Annotated in this window: 8 protein-coding genes; 4 read left to right on the top strand and 4 right to left on the bottom strand. The window is 47.1% G+C overall.

The window, feature by feature from the left end; all coding sequences use genetic code 11:
* Positions 1-202 precede the first annotated feature (202 nt).
* The 4 genes from ccsB to QUB14_RS10380 all read right to left on the bottom strand — a co-directional run bounded on the left by ccsB (position 203) and on the right by QUB14_RS10380 (position 9,996).
* Positions 203-1,273: a c-type cytochrome biogenesis protein CcsB gene (ccsB, locus tag QUB14_RS10335; RefSeq protein WP_333216780.1), complete on the bottom strand. Its 1,071-nt coding sequence runs from the start codon at positions 1,271-1,273 to the stop codon at positions 203-205.
* A 144-nt stretch (positions 1,274-1,417) separates the two neighbouring features.
* The gene (locus QUB14_RS28740; RefSeq protein ID WP_445251830.1) at positions 1,418-5,596 is read right to left on the bottom strand and encodes a CHAT domain-containing protein; all 4,179 of its coding nucleotides are present in this window, start codon (positions 5,594-5,596) and stop codon (positions 1,418-1,420) included.
* A gap of 1,217 nt (positions 5,597-6,813) precedes the next feature.
* Positions 6,814-8,583, bottom strand: a complete 1,770-nt coding sequence (locus QUB14_RS10375; RefSeq protein WP_333216782.1) for a DUF3352 domain-containing protein — start codon at positions 8,581-8,583, stop codon at positions 6,814-6,816.
* A gap of 321 nt (positions 8,584-8,904) precedes the next feature.
* Positions 8,905-9,996, bottom strand: coding sequence for a hypothetical protein (locus tag QUB14_RS10380; RefSeq protein ID WP_333216784.1), 1,092 nt, complete (start codon positions 9,994-9,996; stop codon positions 8,905-8,907).
* 263 nt (positions 9,997-10,259) lie between these two features.
* Between QUB14_RS10380 and QUB14_RS10385 the strand changes: the two genes are divergently transcribed.
* The 4 genes from QUB14_RS10385 (at position 10,260) to QUB14_RS10400 (ending at position 14,589) form a co-directional block, all read left to right on the top strand.
* The gene (locus tag QUB14_RS10385; RefSeq protein ID WP_333162092.1) at positions 10,260-11,498 is read left to right on the top strand and encodes an LL-diaminopimelate aminotransferase; all 1,239 of its coding nucleotides are present in this window, start codon (positions 10,260-10,262) and stop codon (positions 11,496-11,498) included.
* A gap of 305 nt (positions 11,499-11,803) precedes the next feature.
* Positions 11,804-13,114 (top strand): AAA family ATPase, encoded by a 1,311-nt coding sequence (locus QUB14_RS10390; RefSeq protein ID WP_333216786.1) that lies wholly within the window; start codon positions 11,804-11,806, stop codon positions 13,112-13,114.
* The gene (locus QUB14_RS10395; protein ID WP_333216788.1) at positions 13,104-14,045 is read left to right on the top strand and encodes a hypothetical protein; all 942 of its coding nucleotides are present in this window, start codon (positions 13,104-13,106) and stop codon (positions 14,043-14,045) included. Before QUB14_RS10390 ends, QUB14_RS10395 begins: the two co-directional genes overlap by 11 nt.
* 199 nt (positions 14,046-14,244) lie before the next feature.
* The gene (locus tag QUB14_RS10400; protein ID WP_333216789.1) at positions 14,245-14,589 is read left to right on the top strand and encodes a hypothetical protein; all 345 of its coding nucleotides are present in this window, start codon (positions 14,245-14,247) and stop codon (positions 14,587-14,589) included.
* Positions 14,590-14,667 lie beyond the last annotated feature (78 nt).

Genomic DNA, 14,667 nt, shown 5'->3' on the forward strand with positions numbered 1-14,667 from the left:
GAGGAAGACCGAAGTTATAAGAAGGAATAAGACCCTTCGACTTCGCGATCGGGTAAAAAAAGGGAAGAAGGAAGAGGGAGTTAATTATTAGAATCTCGCTGGTTGAGTAAGGTGGGAATTGCCCACCCTACAACCGGAGATGATATTAATCCCGATTCTTTGACTTATCCTGTTCTTCTGTGGCCCATTGGTGGATCAGGAATTAGAAAAACCAACCGTAAGAATGTAAACCTTTGCCTAACAGATTAACGCCTAAATAGCAAATCCAAACTACCACAAAACCTGTGGCTGCTAAAATTGCTGGGCGTCTTCCCTGCCAGCCACGAGTAATGCGGGCGTGCAGGTAGGCAGCAAATACCAACCAAGTAATTAGCGCCCAAGTTTCTTTCGGGTCCCAACTCCAGTATGATCCCCAAGCTTCGTTAGCCCAAACCGCACCGGCAATAATGCCAACTGTCAGTAAGGGGAATCCTAAACCGATGATGCGATAGCTAATGTTATCAAGAGTTTCTGCTAGATTCAATCGCTGGGGCGAGAGAAGTTCTGCGGTTTGAGTTGGGGCGGTTGATGGGGTTTGAACGGTTGCTAATTCGAGCACTGCGGTGGTGCCCAAACCGTTATTGTTGGAGTTGAAAGACGGTTCGCTGAAAACTAATGCGCTGTCGGCGCTGGTTTCTGCAATTTGAGGTTCGGGGTTTTGAGGGCGTTGGAGGCGGTAGTTGCTGTTGCGGTTGCTGTTGGTGCCGAAGGAACTACCGGTGAGTTCGATTTTTTGGCCGCGGGTGACGATTAAAAAGGCGATCGCCAGTAGCGCTCCTACCATTAAAGTTGAGTAACTGAGCATCATGACGCTAACGTGCATCATCAGCCAGTTTGATTTGAGGGCGGGTACTAGGGGCTCTGCAGATTGCATGGTTTCCGGCAGAGTCAGGGCTGCAAAGGCGGATATTGCCATTGCTACGGGGGAGGTGGCTACTCCAACTAAGCGGGAACGGCTCATGTTTTCCGCAACTAGGTGGATGGCGGTGATTCCCCACACGAGGAAAAATAGGGATTCGTAGAGATTGCTTAAGGGGAAGTAGCCGGCTTCTATCCATCGAGAACCGAGTAAAGCGGCGATGGATAGGTTGGCGACGGCCATTCCTGCGGTGCCTAGGGCCCCCATGTAGGGAATGCCGGGGAAAGCTGCGCCAACCCAGTAAATGAGCATTGTGGAGAACAAAACGGCGAAGGAGATGTTGTCCAGCCAGTTCTGGAGTACGACCAGATCCATAAAAATTACTCCGGTAGTGTTTTTACTTATTTTTGCTAACTAGATCGATCGTACTGGGGTTGGGCAGTTTTGGGTTTGGGATTTTGAATTTTTGTGGCAATTATGAGTGGTTGGCGGTTGTTGAGGTGCGAGTGGGCGATCGACTCACCAAGGATTGCCAATCATTCTAAAAGCAGACCAATAATAAGGATGAGAGAAATTCTGACTCCGCACGTTTGCCAATTCCGGAGGTACCCGCAGATTGCCACCAGAAGTGTGCAGCATCCCCCCTTCAATTCGCACTTCTTGGCGCAACATCGCTAATTGCGCTTGCCGCAGCGCTTCTGCTTTAATCGGAGCAGTTTTTAACTGCGCGTAAAACTCCGACATCAACCCCAAACTGCCCTCGTCGCTGACATACCAGAGAGTCGCCATAGCCGATTTAACCCCGGCTTGCACGGCTAACCCGCCAAAGCCCAACTCGGCTTCTCGATCGCCCACAGCAGTTCTGCAAGCGCTCAAAACTAACATTTCAACTTGCGGGTTGTGCCAATTCATTTGCCGCAACTGATCCAAACGCAATTTAGTATCCCACAACTGAATAAAGGATTCGCTGGGATCTCCCGATCGAAATTCGGCGTGAGTAGCCAAGTGAATCATCCCAAAAGGCTGCTGCTGGCGCTGCGATTTCAAATTGGCCAGGGTGAAAGCTTCATTCAAGAAAGACTTACCCGGCCACTGCTGTGGCGTGATTGTCGATACTTCTATTTCCACCGCAGGTAAAGGACTCATATTTGGAAATTGCGACGCCCCCATGGCCAGAACTTGGGTATTTTTGAAATTGGCGGGGCTGGTATCTGTCAAACTCAGACTCGGCATCGAGCCAACACTGTAACGCTCTACCAGAAAGCCTTTGCCGTCGTGCAGGGCGCCCATCGGTATCGATCGCAACCCCGTATCTGAGATAAAAGATAAATTCTCAATGCCTTTGGCTTGCAGTTCTGCTTCGAGCGGCGCTACCATCCACTGATAGAGCTGCTGAGCCAAGGGCAAATAACTTTTAGTGTTGCGCTTTACCGGATTAGTCAGTTCATCGCGAAATTTCCGAACAGCTTCCATTACCTGGGCGCGAGAGGTTCCAGGGATGCGCTGGCGAACGGGCGCACCTTCCGGGGTAATAACCATCATTTCCAGTTCGTCAGAGGCTTGAATTTGCGGTTCTACCCGCAAGATGGACGAACTGCTGTAAGGCCGAGCGACTGTAGAACCCCTGGGTACAAAGCTGATATAAATGAGAGCTGGTTTGATGCCTGTGGCTTGTTGGACACTGCGAAGGGTATCTTGGGCATCTTCTAGGGTGGCGAGCGCAGTTGTTGATGGCAAATTTAGGTAATCGACAAACTCACTGGTAAATCTCTCCTCGACGGGAAAAATAACGGCGCCGACGTTGGTGGGCAAATTGGAAGCCTCAATATCCCGGGACGCGGGAGGTGAAATGCGCTGTTGCAAGGAATTAGATATCTGGTTTTGCTGCTGCAAGCTGGGGGAAAATAAAGGATTTGTGCTGGGCGGCTGGTTGGCTGCGATCTCCGGTGTCGGTATCGGTGCGAGATTTATTGGCGCAGCAGCAGGCGCAACCGCTGGATTTTGAGAAATTGTAGGTGCGATCGGCAAATTTGATACCGGCGCTGGTGCTGGCGCTGGTGCTGGTGCCGGCGCTGGTGCTGGCGCTGGTGCTGGTGCTGGTGCTGGCGCTGGTGCTGGCGCTGGTGCTGGTGCTGGCGCTGGTGCTGGTGCTGGCGCTGGTGCTGGTGCTGGTGCCGGCGTTAGTGTTTGTAAAGGCGCTGGTGCTGGCGCTGGCGCTGGTGCTGGCGCTGGTGCTGGTGCTGGTGCTGGCGTTAGTGTTTGTAAAGGCGCTGGTGCTGGTGCTGGTGCCGGCGCTGGTGCTGGTGCTGGTGCTGGCGCTGGTGCTGGCGCTGGTGCTGGTGCTGGCGCTGGTGCGGGTGCCGGTGCTGGTGCTGGTGCTGGTGCTGGCGCTGGTGCAGGCGCTGGTGCTGGTGCTGGCGCTGGTGCTGGTGCTGGTGCTGGCGCTGGTGCTGGCGCTGGTGCTGGCGTTAGTGTTTGTAAAGGTGCGGGTGCTGGTGCGGGTGCTGGCGCTGGTGCGGGTGCGGGTGCTGGTGCTGGTGCTGGTGCGGGTGCCGGTGCTGGTGCTGGTGCTGGTGCTGGTGCTGGTGCTGGTGCTGGTGTCGGCGGGGGTACAGGTGCAAATATAGGTGCTGGCGCTGGTGCTGGCGCTGGTGCGGGTACTGGTGCTGGTGCTGGTGCGGGTGCTGGTGCGGGTGCGGGTGCTGGCGCTGGTGCTGGCGCTGGTGCGGGTACTGGTGCGGGTGCGGGTGCTGGCGCTGGTGCTGGCGCTGGCGCTGGCGCGGGTGCGGGTACTGGTGCTGGTGCTGGTGCGGGTGCTGGCGCGGGTGCGGGGGCTGGTGCTGGTGCTGGTGCTGGCGCTGGTGCTGGCGCTGGTGCTGGCGCTGGTGCGGGTGCTGGCGCGGGTGCTGGTGCTGGTGCTGGTGTCGGTGCTGGTGTCGGTGCTGGTGTTGGTGCTGGTGTCGGTGCTGGTGTCGGTGCTGGTGCTGGTGCTGGTGTTGGTGCTGGTGTCGGTGCTGGCGATACTGAAGAAGCCGTAATGCTAATTTGCGTCGGCTGTACTCTCTGAGGGTCGGGGCTGAAATAACTTCCCTGTGTAATCACATTTTCCTTCTTTGGACCCCCAGTGGCAATGCTGCCAGCAGTACCGTTGAGTCTGTTATAGTCTGGCCCGACGCCGAAAGAAGTGTTCGAGGCTTTGCCACCGTGGCGAATGGTGATATCTCCACCATTAGCGCTACCAGTCGTGGAGGCGGAAATGCTGCAAGCTTGCGACAAGCAGTGGTTATCGTTTGTGAAAGTGCCTGTAGCTCGGAAATTACCGCCGGCTGTAATGTCAATATCTCCTCCGCCTGTTCGGCCTTCGGTGTTGATATGGGTTACTTCGATGTCGTTGCGGGCGTTGAGGGTGACTTCGCCGCCTTGTTTTTCTTCGGAGTTGGCGTCTATGAACCCTGTTTGAATGCTGCTTGAGGGTGCTGCAATACTAACGTCTCCGGCGTTGCTGTTTTTGTCGATCGAGCTTGCGTTGATATTGCCTGTTTCTACTTTTCCTGTACGGCTGGTGACGGTGATGTTGCCGCCTGCGGTGGTGTCGGAGTGAGAGTCGATATCGACAGTGCTAATATCACCACTAGCTTCTAGGGCGATCGCACCGCCTTGGGAACTTGTCAGGTTTCCGCTGACTGCAATGCTGTTAGCGGCTTGAATTTCGATCGCCCGAGCGTTTGCATCTTTTAGCGCAACGTCCCCCGCAGCTACTACTCGGTTAGACGCCGTGAGTACCACTTCACCGCTGGCATTGACGCTGATGCCTGTAGCATTTGTTTCACCGATGCCTGTGAGCAGTTCGGGCAAGGATGCGATCGACAATGCCGAAGCTGTTACCGTTGTTCCAGTGCTGCTCGCCGCTGAGGGCGGCTCGATTTCCAAACTCAGCAAATTGTCTCCCTGGCGGATCTGCACTAAATTTGTCCCGGAGACTGATGCTACGGTAATTTGACCGTCTGGGGCAGAAAGGCTGCCGGTGCTGACAACTGTGCCGCCGAGCAAGGTTAAGTTCTGCCCTGACTTGACTGCTAAGTCTGCCGTGCTGATAATTGCCCCTGCTCGATCGGCTCCAAAAGCAAAGGAACTGGGCGCGCCTGTCAGAGATGTGTAAGTGCTAGTACCGACAGCGTTAAACGAGTTAGAACCAAATCCAATAGCGGTGGCGGTGGTTGCTGTGAAAGAGGCCGGCACGTTTAAACTAGCACTGTTGCCAAATATGATGCCGGATGGATTCATCAGAAACAAGTTAGAATTGCCGCCGGTTACTTGAATTAAGCCGTTAATAATCGAGGGGTTGCCGCCGCCTATGCCCGCTAAAATGTTGCGAATGTTGGGGTTTGATATAAAGTTGGCAATCTGATTTTCCGACAAGCCGAATTCTTTAAAGCTGTGGAAAAGATTTTGTTGATCGCTCGATAATTTTCCGCCTTGAATATCGAAGCGACTGGGCTGCCCAGCAGCCCCGTTTTGGGCTGCGGGAGTGACGGTAGTGCCTGTTGCGTCCGCCGCTGGAACAATTGTTTGACCTTCGGCTTTTGCTTGCAGAAAGTAAATATTTATTAAGACTATTTGCAGAGCAACTGTCAGTTTGCTTATTCTTGCTTTTGAGAGAAATTTAGACTTTTTTTGAATATTTTTGGCGGTTTTCATTGGTTTTTAATGGGTAAAATAAATATAAATCACAGAAATTAGGTAAAGAAACCGACTTTGTAGAAAAAAGTTGGTTGACGGCTGTGTCACTAAATATCTGCACCTGTGCTGTGTTGGGTCAATTTGCGTAGAAGATTGGAAATCTACCCCTCATTTTTACAGGGGGTATTTGTGAGGTATTCTGGTAGTCTTATTGCTAAGTAAGGTTTGCGTCGTTAATGTTCACGTTCCCTTGTTAGGAAAGCGATACGCTTAGCTATAAACCTGTCCACTTGTTCCTTAATCGCCTTCGACAGTGCATAATGCTGACGTTTAGATCACCGTGTCATCGATGAACGTAGTCAGTTAAGACGCTTGACTGCACGTTCCGATGTTGTACAGGTGTTGACTAGGAATGCCAAGATCTGCATAGGTTGTTCGGAACGGTTGAAGACGCTATATTTAGGAAGCAACCGGGTTTCTGACTGCCAGTGCATTCAGGAGTCAATGGCTAGAATTTGCCTCTGCTTTTGCAATTTTTTGAGCGTAGCTTTTCCACAATCTAAATATAACTCGCAAGACCTAGGAGCTGTATCTTCCGCATGACATATTATTAAAAAAAACAAAAACGACCTTCCTAGAGGCACTTCCACCCCTAGAAACCGGGTTTTTTAACTATTATTGAGAGTATGAAGGAAGTATCGGGGTTCAAAAACTAGGTTTCTGCGTCCAAGACTGACCGGGAAATATCCCCAAATATTTTATAGAAAATAAAAAATACTATACACTTGCCAAAAATTAAAATTATGAAAAGAAGAAATGAGAAGGAGTCAGAAGACAGAATTCAGAATTCAGAATACCCCATGCCTGAAGTGAGGGTTAACGGTCACGGAAATATTTTTTTGTGACCCACGATTAAAATCGGGGGCTTTAAACCTCGATTCTCCATCCTGTCGCACAGAATCCCTTCTGGATTCTGGCTCCTGAATTCTGAATTTTTCTTCAGTAAGTCAAATTTTTAGGGTGTTCAGAAACCCGGTTTGTTTAAATAAAAAACCGGGTTTTTGGTTTCTTTTGTCTGAGCTTTTGTGAAGTAAAGCTACTTAAATCCGGCTCTATTTCCCTCTTATAGTCAAGTCCACTATTGCCGATTTCGAGCGGCTGCTTTTCGATTTTAATCGATCGCCCTGTTGGTATTTAAGGGGGTGTGCAGGCGGATTTGTGGAAGGATTTAAGAGTTAATTGGGTGAAGTTTGGACAGTGGGCGAGGGACTGGGTGAAGCAGGGCGCCGTGAAGCAGGACTCGGTGAAGCAAGACTGCGTGAAGGATTTGCAGAAGGAGTGGATTGGGTGGATTTTTTGAGACCGACAAAAGCGTCGTAACGGGTGGTACGATCGCCAATGACGGCCGCTGTAACGCCGATCGACCGCGTGGCATCTATCCACATTTTTTGGTTGGGAGGAAACTCCGGCAAAGCTAGGTTTTTCGGGTTAAACGCACTCTCGATGTCGATGAAGAAATTGCCGTTGTGGGGTTTAAGTTGCGATCGTACAGTTTTCTGGAACAGTTCGCTGCTTAAAAGCGGACTTTTCGGTGCCGGAACGATCGCATCAACTATGGGAGCTCCTACTGTCATAAACGCTACATCGTTCATCCAACCGCGAGTTACCGTAATCCCTCCAAACGGCGATGTCCATTTAATCGCAGGTTTGCCGCCGACTTGAATTTCCTCCACTCTAAACCCTTTCATTTTCATCGTTTCATCAAGCTGTTTCAGGGATTTGTTGGCAGCGCCCCGGTTGTTTGTTTCCACCATAAATACAAATCCGGCCGCAAATTTGTCTCTAGGATTCTGGGCGGGCGCTGGTATTAATGATAGAGAAAATTCTCCCGCCATCCAGTTCATCAAGTCTTTATCTAAATCCAGGCCGGTAGTGGATTTTAAACCTGTGCGTAAAACTTGGGGATTAATCGGGGAAATCGGGTTGGCCTCGGCTCCCAATACGTAGTCTTGCCACAAACGCTGCAAGTTGCCACCGGATACCATCATTATTGTATTGTTTGGCAGGCGGTTAACCATTTTTAGAGCATTGTTTTCTACTGCTATCCTTCTGGTAGAATCTGGTTTTAGCCAAGAGACTGATTTGAATCCAATTCCTTCTGCTTCCAGCGTCGCTGTGGTGGCAAATCCCTGATTTTGTTGCAGTTTTTCGAGGTTTTCCTGTGAAATTTCACGGGCTGAGTTGGCGGCTGCATAGGCGGCGGCAACGGGCATATTGACGTAGATTTGACCGAAGGCGCCCGGACTTTTTATTTTGTCTATGGCGCCTGAATAGCCAGGGGTTTTTGCTAGGGAAGGTTCGCCTCTGTAGGTGTCGATTATTCTGTCTGTAGCGCTAGGATCTGTGGTGACTGCTAGATACTTGGTTCCCAATACCGCGACGGAGAAATTGCGATCGGGTACGCCTTGAGTTTCTGTGACTTGCACCCCTTTATAATTACGCTCAACTATTTTTCCTTGGGTGAGAGGCCTGGGTTTTGCTAATAATTCTTTGGCTTTGAGCGGGTTGGCAATTGGCAGGATAATTGCCACTGACTGTTGAATTGGCGGAGATGGGGGCGTATTGGGTGGGGGCGGGGGGGCTGGTATAGCTATTTTGTTGCGGAGAAAAGCCACCATTGCTGTGTTACCCACCCAGGGTTGAATGTCTTGCTGGTAGGCGTAGCCGTTGGTTGTGAGAATGCGATCGCGCATTTCGCTTAAAAACCTCTCAAACGAAGCTTTTGACTCGGGCGTGCCAAACTCTCGCAGTCTATTCCACTGCGATTGATCGGTGCTGATGGATAGGGCCATCATCGTATCTTGCGGGACAACGGTTGCCCCCGCCGGCAAATCTTTGGCGGGCCCACGGGAGATGACGAGGTAGTAGGTGACAAAGCCTAAACCGATCAGAAGTGTGGCGGCTCCGATGGTAAACAGCAGGGAAGATTTATCTTTCTTAAACATTATTCGTAAGGTTCGGGTGCTCGCAACATCATAAATTATATTGGGGATTGGGCATGGGGCATTGGGCATGGGGCATGGGGCATTGGTAATTTGCTGTTTTTTATTTGTTATTAGAAAAACTACTAACCAGTAACCACTAACCACTATAGTCCTAGACCCAGAAACCGTTTTTTTACTAAATACTGGATTCGAGCGTTGAATCCTGGTAAAAAACCTGGTTTCTTTGGAATTTACGCATAAGCCCTACACTAACTACTCCCGATGCCCAATTCCCGATGCGCGATGCCCCATGCCCCATGCCCAATTCCCAATTCCCTAATGTTAGTTTCTGGCCTTAAAGTCTTTAAAGATAGTTTGAAACGAGTACATCAGCCGGTGAACATCGTTTGTGGCTCTAGGAAAAATGTTTAGTTCCCATTTTTTGCGAGCGGTAGTTAGCAGTTTTGCTACGGGTTGGGAGTAACTGTTAGAAATGAAATAGCTGCCGCCTTCGTAGCGAATATCTGACGCTAAGCCGATAAAAGCACCAGCCATTTCTAGTTTAAGTTCTGAGGTGCTGTGTTCCGATTTTACTGCTAAAATTACCTGCGAGTGCCGGGGTTCGCGGTTGAGCAAGCGACACATAGTCGCTTCTTTTTGGTACAAAATTAAAACGTTGCAGTTGTGGAGAACTCCGGCTCTACCTTGAACTTTTACTCCTAGGTGAACTTCCAGGGCGGGTTTGTCGGGAAATTCCACAACAGCATGAGTGTATGGATGTGCAGTTCCGTGGATTTTTCCCGCCGTTTTTCTAAAGGTTAAATATTTCGGTGTTTCGTCGTCTAAAACATTGTTGTAATAAATAGTACCGCCTTCATTAGCAACTGCTTTTAGCAGAATTGTGAATAGGTAAGTGTCAAAAATTCTGGCTTGTTCTGCTGATGTGTTAAAATCGGGATCTATCGAGCTTTTTAATTTGCTTTTAATTTCGGAATTTATGGCGTAGTTGCTGGGCCCGGAGGGCAGTTTTTCGAGCAAGTGCTTGAGGGCGATCGCCTGTTTGTGGCGGGGGGCTGTGACGCTGGAGGTAAACTCAATTGTTTTGGCAGTTTCGGCACCTGAATTGGCAAAGGTAATTTTTGTGCCGAGGGGAGAGGTTTCTGATTCTACTTTCAAGAAATAAGCAATTTCGTCTTCCATTTCGGAAGTGTTCACAGTCGCTTGCTCGACAGCATCAATTAATAGCAAAAGTTGTTCTTTTGCGGTATAATCTTCTATCTTGAGCAGGGGTGTTTTTCTTTTGAGCGATCGCTCTTCTATTACTTTGCCTATCTCTACAGTATCGGCTACTTGTTGAACTACCCAACCCAAATTAAACTCATCCAGAATTGCCGCCAGTTCTTGATAGAGTTTGGCGTACTCGATCTCGTCCATAATTGTTTCTGCGCTGCACACTATTCTGATTATACAAGCAGATTTGATTTTTTGGTCAATGGCTGTTGAGCAACTACGCAGATTGCCTGTAAAGGCGGATTGGTGGAGTGTTCGAGTGTCCCAGTGGGGAAAATTTTTCTCTTCCCTGAACATCCATCCGTTACATCCGTTAAATCTCGTACGCTGCTGGTTGCCGAAGTTGCTGCTGCTTGAGAGAGACAATTGGGAGTAAGCTATTCTACGACATTTGTAGCGATCGAACTATGGCAACTATCAACGACAACTACCTCAAACTTAAAGCTGGCTACTTGTTTCCCGAAATTGGGCGCAGGGTGAAAGCCTTTGCAGAGGCGAATCCCGAAGCGCCCATCATTCGGCTGGGGATTGGCGACGTGACGGAACCGCTACCGGCTGCTTGTCGGGAGGCGATGGTGAAGGCGGTGGAAGACATGGGCTCGCGGGATAGCTTTAAAGGATACGGCCCGGAACAAGGTTATGAGTGGCTGCGGGAGAAAATTGCCGAGCACGATTTCAAGTCGCGGGGATGCGATGTTGATGCTTCGGAAATCTTTATTTCTGATGGTTCTAAGTGCGATTGTGGCAATATTCTCGATATTTTTGGCAACAATAACACGATCGCAGTTACCGATCCAGTTTATCCGGTGTATGTAGACACTAACGTGATGGCTGGACACACGGGAGATGCGAATGAAAATGGCGAATACGGCGGCTTAGTTTACCTGCCAATTACAGCGGAAAACAATTTTACTGCGGAAATTCCCACTGACAAAAAAGTCGATTTAATTTACTTGTGTTTCCCGAATAACCCGACGGGGGCAACTGCAACTAAGGAACACTTGCAAGCTTGGGTAAATTATGCTAAAGCTAACGGTTCGATTATTTTCTTCGATGCGGCTTACGAAGCGTATATTACCGATCCGAGTTTACCGCATTCTATCTACGAAATTGAAGGGGCGCGGGATTGTGCGATCGAATTCCGTTCTTTTTCAAAGAATGCTGGTTTTACGGGTACTCGCTGTGCGCTGACAGTTGTACCGAAGACTTTGACTGGAAAAGCTGCCGATGGTTCCGATGTCGAAATTTGGAAGCTGTGGAACCGCCGCCAATCTACTAAATTTAACGGCGTTTCTTACATCGTGCAGCGCGGTGCTGAGGCGGTTTATTCTGAGGCTGGCAAGGCACAGATTCAGGCGTTAGTCAATTTTTACATGGAAAATGCTGCGATTATTCGCGAGAAATTGACAGCGGCGGGAATCGAGGTTTTTGGTGGCGAAAATGCACCTTATGTGTGGGTGAAAACGCCTCACGGTTTGTCGAGTTGGGATTTCTTTCAGAAGTTGCTGGAAACTTGCAATGTGGTGGGAACTCCGGGTTCTGGTTTTGGTGCGGCGGGTGAGGGTTATTTCCGCATTTCGGCGTTTAATAGTCGGGAGAATGTGGAAGAAGCGATGAGACGGATTGTGGAGAAGTTTAAGGTTTAATCTCATCTCCTGCTTAAACCGAAAAGCGGCCAGCCCGCCAGGGAATTGAATTCCCTGGCTAATAGCTAAAGTCCTCTGAAGAGGACTAATGAGTTCTTCAGTCCTCTTCAGAAGACTTTAGCTTTGAGACAGGGGTTGAAACCCCTGGCGGACTGCCGGGCTCAGCAAAAGAGCATTAATTTAATATGTTGTGGAACAAGCCGGAAAGCCTGTTCATGAAAATAGTAAAAGATGTGAGTTATAATCTAAAATGATTGTGGCTCAACGTTTTAATAAAAAATACCAGCCCACACCAGGAGTTTATTATGCACTTGCTACGAGTTCAAGTTCCTGATTTTCGGGGGTTAAAAAATATAGACATCACTTTTGAAAAGGATTTTGTTCCTAGTATTTTTCCGCTAGGTAGTCAAAATGGCGGCGGTAAAAGTACCCTATTGCAGTTGATTTTTGTATTGCTACATTGTTCCGGTGATTATAATAAAAAAATATTTTTAGAAAACCTGCTTCATGGATTTAAAATTTCTGATGAGGAAGACAAAAGAGTCTTAGCGATCATTGATATTTGGGATGGGAAAAAAATTGTCAAACTTCAATTTATCTCTCACAAAAATCATTTCTTCAAAGAATTATTGCCCTTAGATATTAAAAATGAAGCTATCGATGAAGCTGATCTCTGTTTTTCGGGGTTAAAACAATTAGAAATACTTCAGAATAATATTGATTATCTTGAATCTCAAGATATGGACAGTTACGATGAAATAATAAAAGCTTGTCAGAAATTTGAAGAGCTTGAGGTAATTTATAAGGGAAGTATTGAATATTTAAAATCCCAAAATATGAAATATATCTGTAACTATTCAAGTGACAGAAATTTAAATCATCATCAAGATGAAGCTTTACTCTGTCATATCAATAATATAAATGGCAAAGAAGTAGAAGATTTTTTAAAAAAACTGTCAAATAAAATATTTTTGGCAGCTCCTTCAACACAAGTTTTTCTATTTCTTCCGCCGGATTCTAGAAGACTATTATTTAGCAACTCAAGTAAGGCCGATAAGAATTATTACGGGATACTCGCATCTGCAAGATTTGAATTAAAAGGTTTATTCACCTATGATTTTCTTGCTGTAAAGCTACTTATTAAATCATTTAAAGATGCTCGCGATCGCGATTTCCGAGAAGCGATAAAAACTGGTAGCTACGGGAACAGCTATCAATCTCTAATTAATGACTTAAATCTGCTATTAGGCAATAAAAGGATAAATTTAAATGAAGATTTTTCGGGAGTCAATTTTCAATTGTATAATAATGGTGAAACTATAGAACTATATCCAGAAGATTTAAGTCACGGCGAACTCAAAAGACTTAGCATTTATATATGGCTCAAGTCCCGCAACATAAAAAATGCTATTGTGTTGATGGATGAAGTTGAAATTGCTTTTCATCCAGATTGGCAATATCAAATTATATCAGACCTTAAAGAGTGGGCTCCCAGCAATCAATATATTCTGGCAACTCACTCCTACGCATTGTGTGAAGCTTTGACACCAGCTCACGTTAAAGAAATTGAGCCAAAACTGATTAAACAAGAATCTAATATTAGAAATGAGTCTTAATCCAGAACAGCTAAAAAAACATTGCGAGGCCATTCTTCAATCTCCCAGAATTAAAAACAAAATTGTGGTATTGTGCGAAGGTGATATTCGGAAGACGCAGGGGAGAGAGTCACCTCAAGCTTATAAAGCAATGGATCAAATGCCTGATGCCAACTTTTATAAGGCTTGCGTTCCAACATGGTGGAGACAGAAGCGACCGGAATTTTTCAACTGTGGCGATCGCAAAGATGTATTAAACACCTACTCTACTCTTTCAATATTACACGAAAAGGATACCACTAATTCATATTTAGATCCCGATCGACTTTTTGCAATGATAGATTTAGACTTGCAACTGCAAACGATCGACAATTATATTTTTATAGATACAGAAGCAATTTTTCGCAATCTTTACGAAAAATCGCAGGTGAAAGAGCAAAATGCAGCACAGCACCGGATCTGGATTACAGGTTTGATTCATAAAGAAGCATATTTTCTGACACCTGAACTTCAACCAATATTTGACAATTGTTGTAACAAGCCGATTTATCAGGGGAATCCTGCGGTACTCGCAAATATTTATCTGGATATGGCTGATGCAATTTGTAGCGACTTGGATTTACAGAACAACCTACAGAGAGCCTTCGATCGCATTAGTTACTGTTCGGGATTGGATTGTACTGAAGTTCAAGCATTTCAGGCTTCGTGGAAAGAGCGGTTTCAAAATGCTGTAGATGAAACGCATAGGAATCAGTCGATCGCTGTTTTGCTGACCATTAAAAAAGCTAAAGATTATTGGCATCAAATTAAGCCATTTCGTGACTTTAGCCGGGAAGATTGGGTATTTAGAGAGCAACTCTCGTTAGAAATTGGGAGATTTTATTCAGAGCAAAGTGGCGATGTTAAGTCTCACATTCCTTTTTTTTTCAAAACGTTGCATGAGTTTGTTTAAATTTTCAATCACTTCCCATCAGATTTTTAAAACATTTCCATAAGCTAATTGATACTGACCCTAAATGGATTGACCCTAACCCTAAATTGATTGACTATAACCGTAAATGGATTGACCCTAACCCTAAATTGATTGGCTCTAGGCCAATACAGAAACATCAGATAGTATTGTGTAAACAAATTGTGCTGTAGGGGAATTGTTGTCTTTTCTTCAATCTGTCATTGTACGCGGTTTTACCGTTACAAAGCATCAAACCTATCCAAAATTATTAGTCAAAGCTATGTTGCAAGATTCATCATCGAACCAAACATCGCCCAATGTTTTAACCAACCAAACCTTTGAGGGCGATCGCGAAGCAGTCCGTCACGTGATCATCGGTTCGCCGCTGGGGGTACGCCGAACTATCCACCAACTGCACGCATTGCGCTACGAGGAAGCTGTTCGTTGGACTCATCCGATCGCCATTCCCGACAATCGCATCATTATTACACCCGATCAGGGAGAAATCATGAGTTTGTTAGTCAAATTAATCCGGCTGCAATGAAGCCATAAATGTGCGATCGATGTTTCTAGAATTGAGTCAAAAGTGCGATCGCGAATCTCTTCTCGTTGCCCGTGCTAA

The organism is Microcoleus sp. B3-D2 (assembly GCF_036705345.1).
GTDB lineage: Bacteria > Cyanobacteriota > Cyanobacteriia > Cyanobacteriales > Microcoleaceae > Microcoleus.

What these genes read in the sequence shown, in the direction of transcription:
- ccsB (WP_333216780.1), bottom strand. Translation starts at nt 1,273, where the DNA reads ATGGATCTGGTCGTACTCCAGAACTGGCTGGACAACATCTCCTTCGCC.
- QUB14_RS28740 (WP_445251830.1), bottom strand. Translation starts at nt 5,596, where the DNA reads ATGAAAACCGCCAAAAATATTCAAAAAAAGTCTAAATTTCTCTCAAAA.
- QUB14_RS10375 (WP_333216782.1), bottom strand. Translation starts at nt 8,583, where the DNA reads ATGTTTAAGAAAGATAAATCTTCCCTGCTGTTTACCATCGGAGCCGCC.
- QUB14_RS10380 (WP_333216784.1), bottom strand. Translation starts at nt 9,996, where the DNA reads ATGGACGAGATCGAGTACGCCAAACTCTATCAAGAACTGGCGGCAATT.
- QUB14_RS10385 (WP_333162092.1), top strand. Translation starts at nt 10,260, where the DNA reads ATGGCAACTATCAACGACAACTACCTCAAACTTAAAGCTGGCTACTTG.
- QUB14_RS10390 (WP_333216786.1), top strand. Translation starts at nt 11,804, where the DNA reads ATGCACTTGCTACGAGTTCAAGTTCCTGATTTTCGGGGGTTAAAAAAT.
- QUB14_RS10395 (WP_333216788.1), top strand. Translation starts at nt 13,104, where the DNA reads ATGAGTCTTAATCCAGAACAGCTAAAAAAACATTGCGAGGCCATTCTT.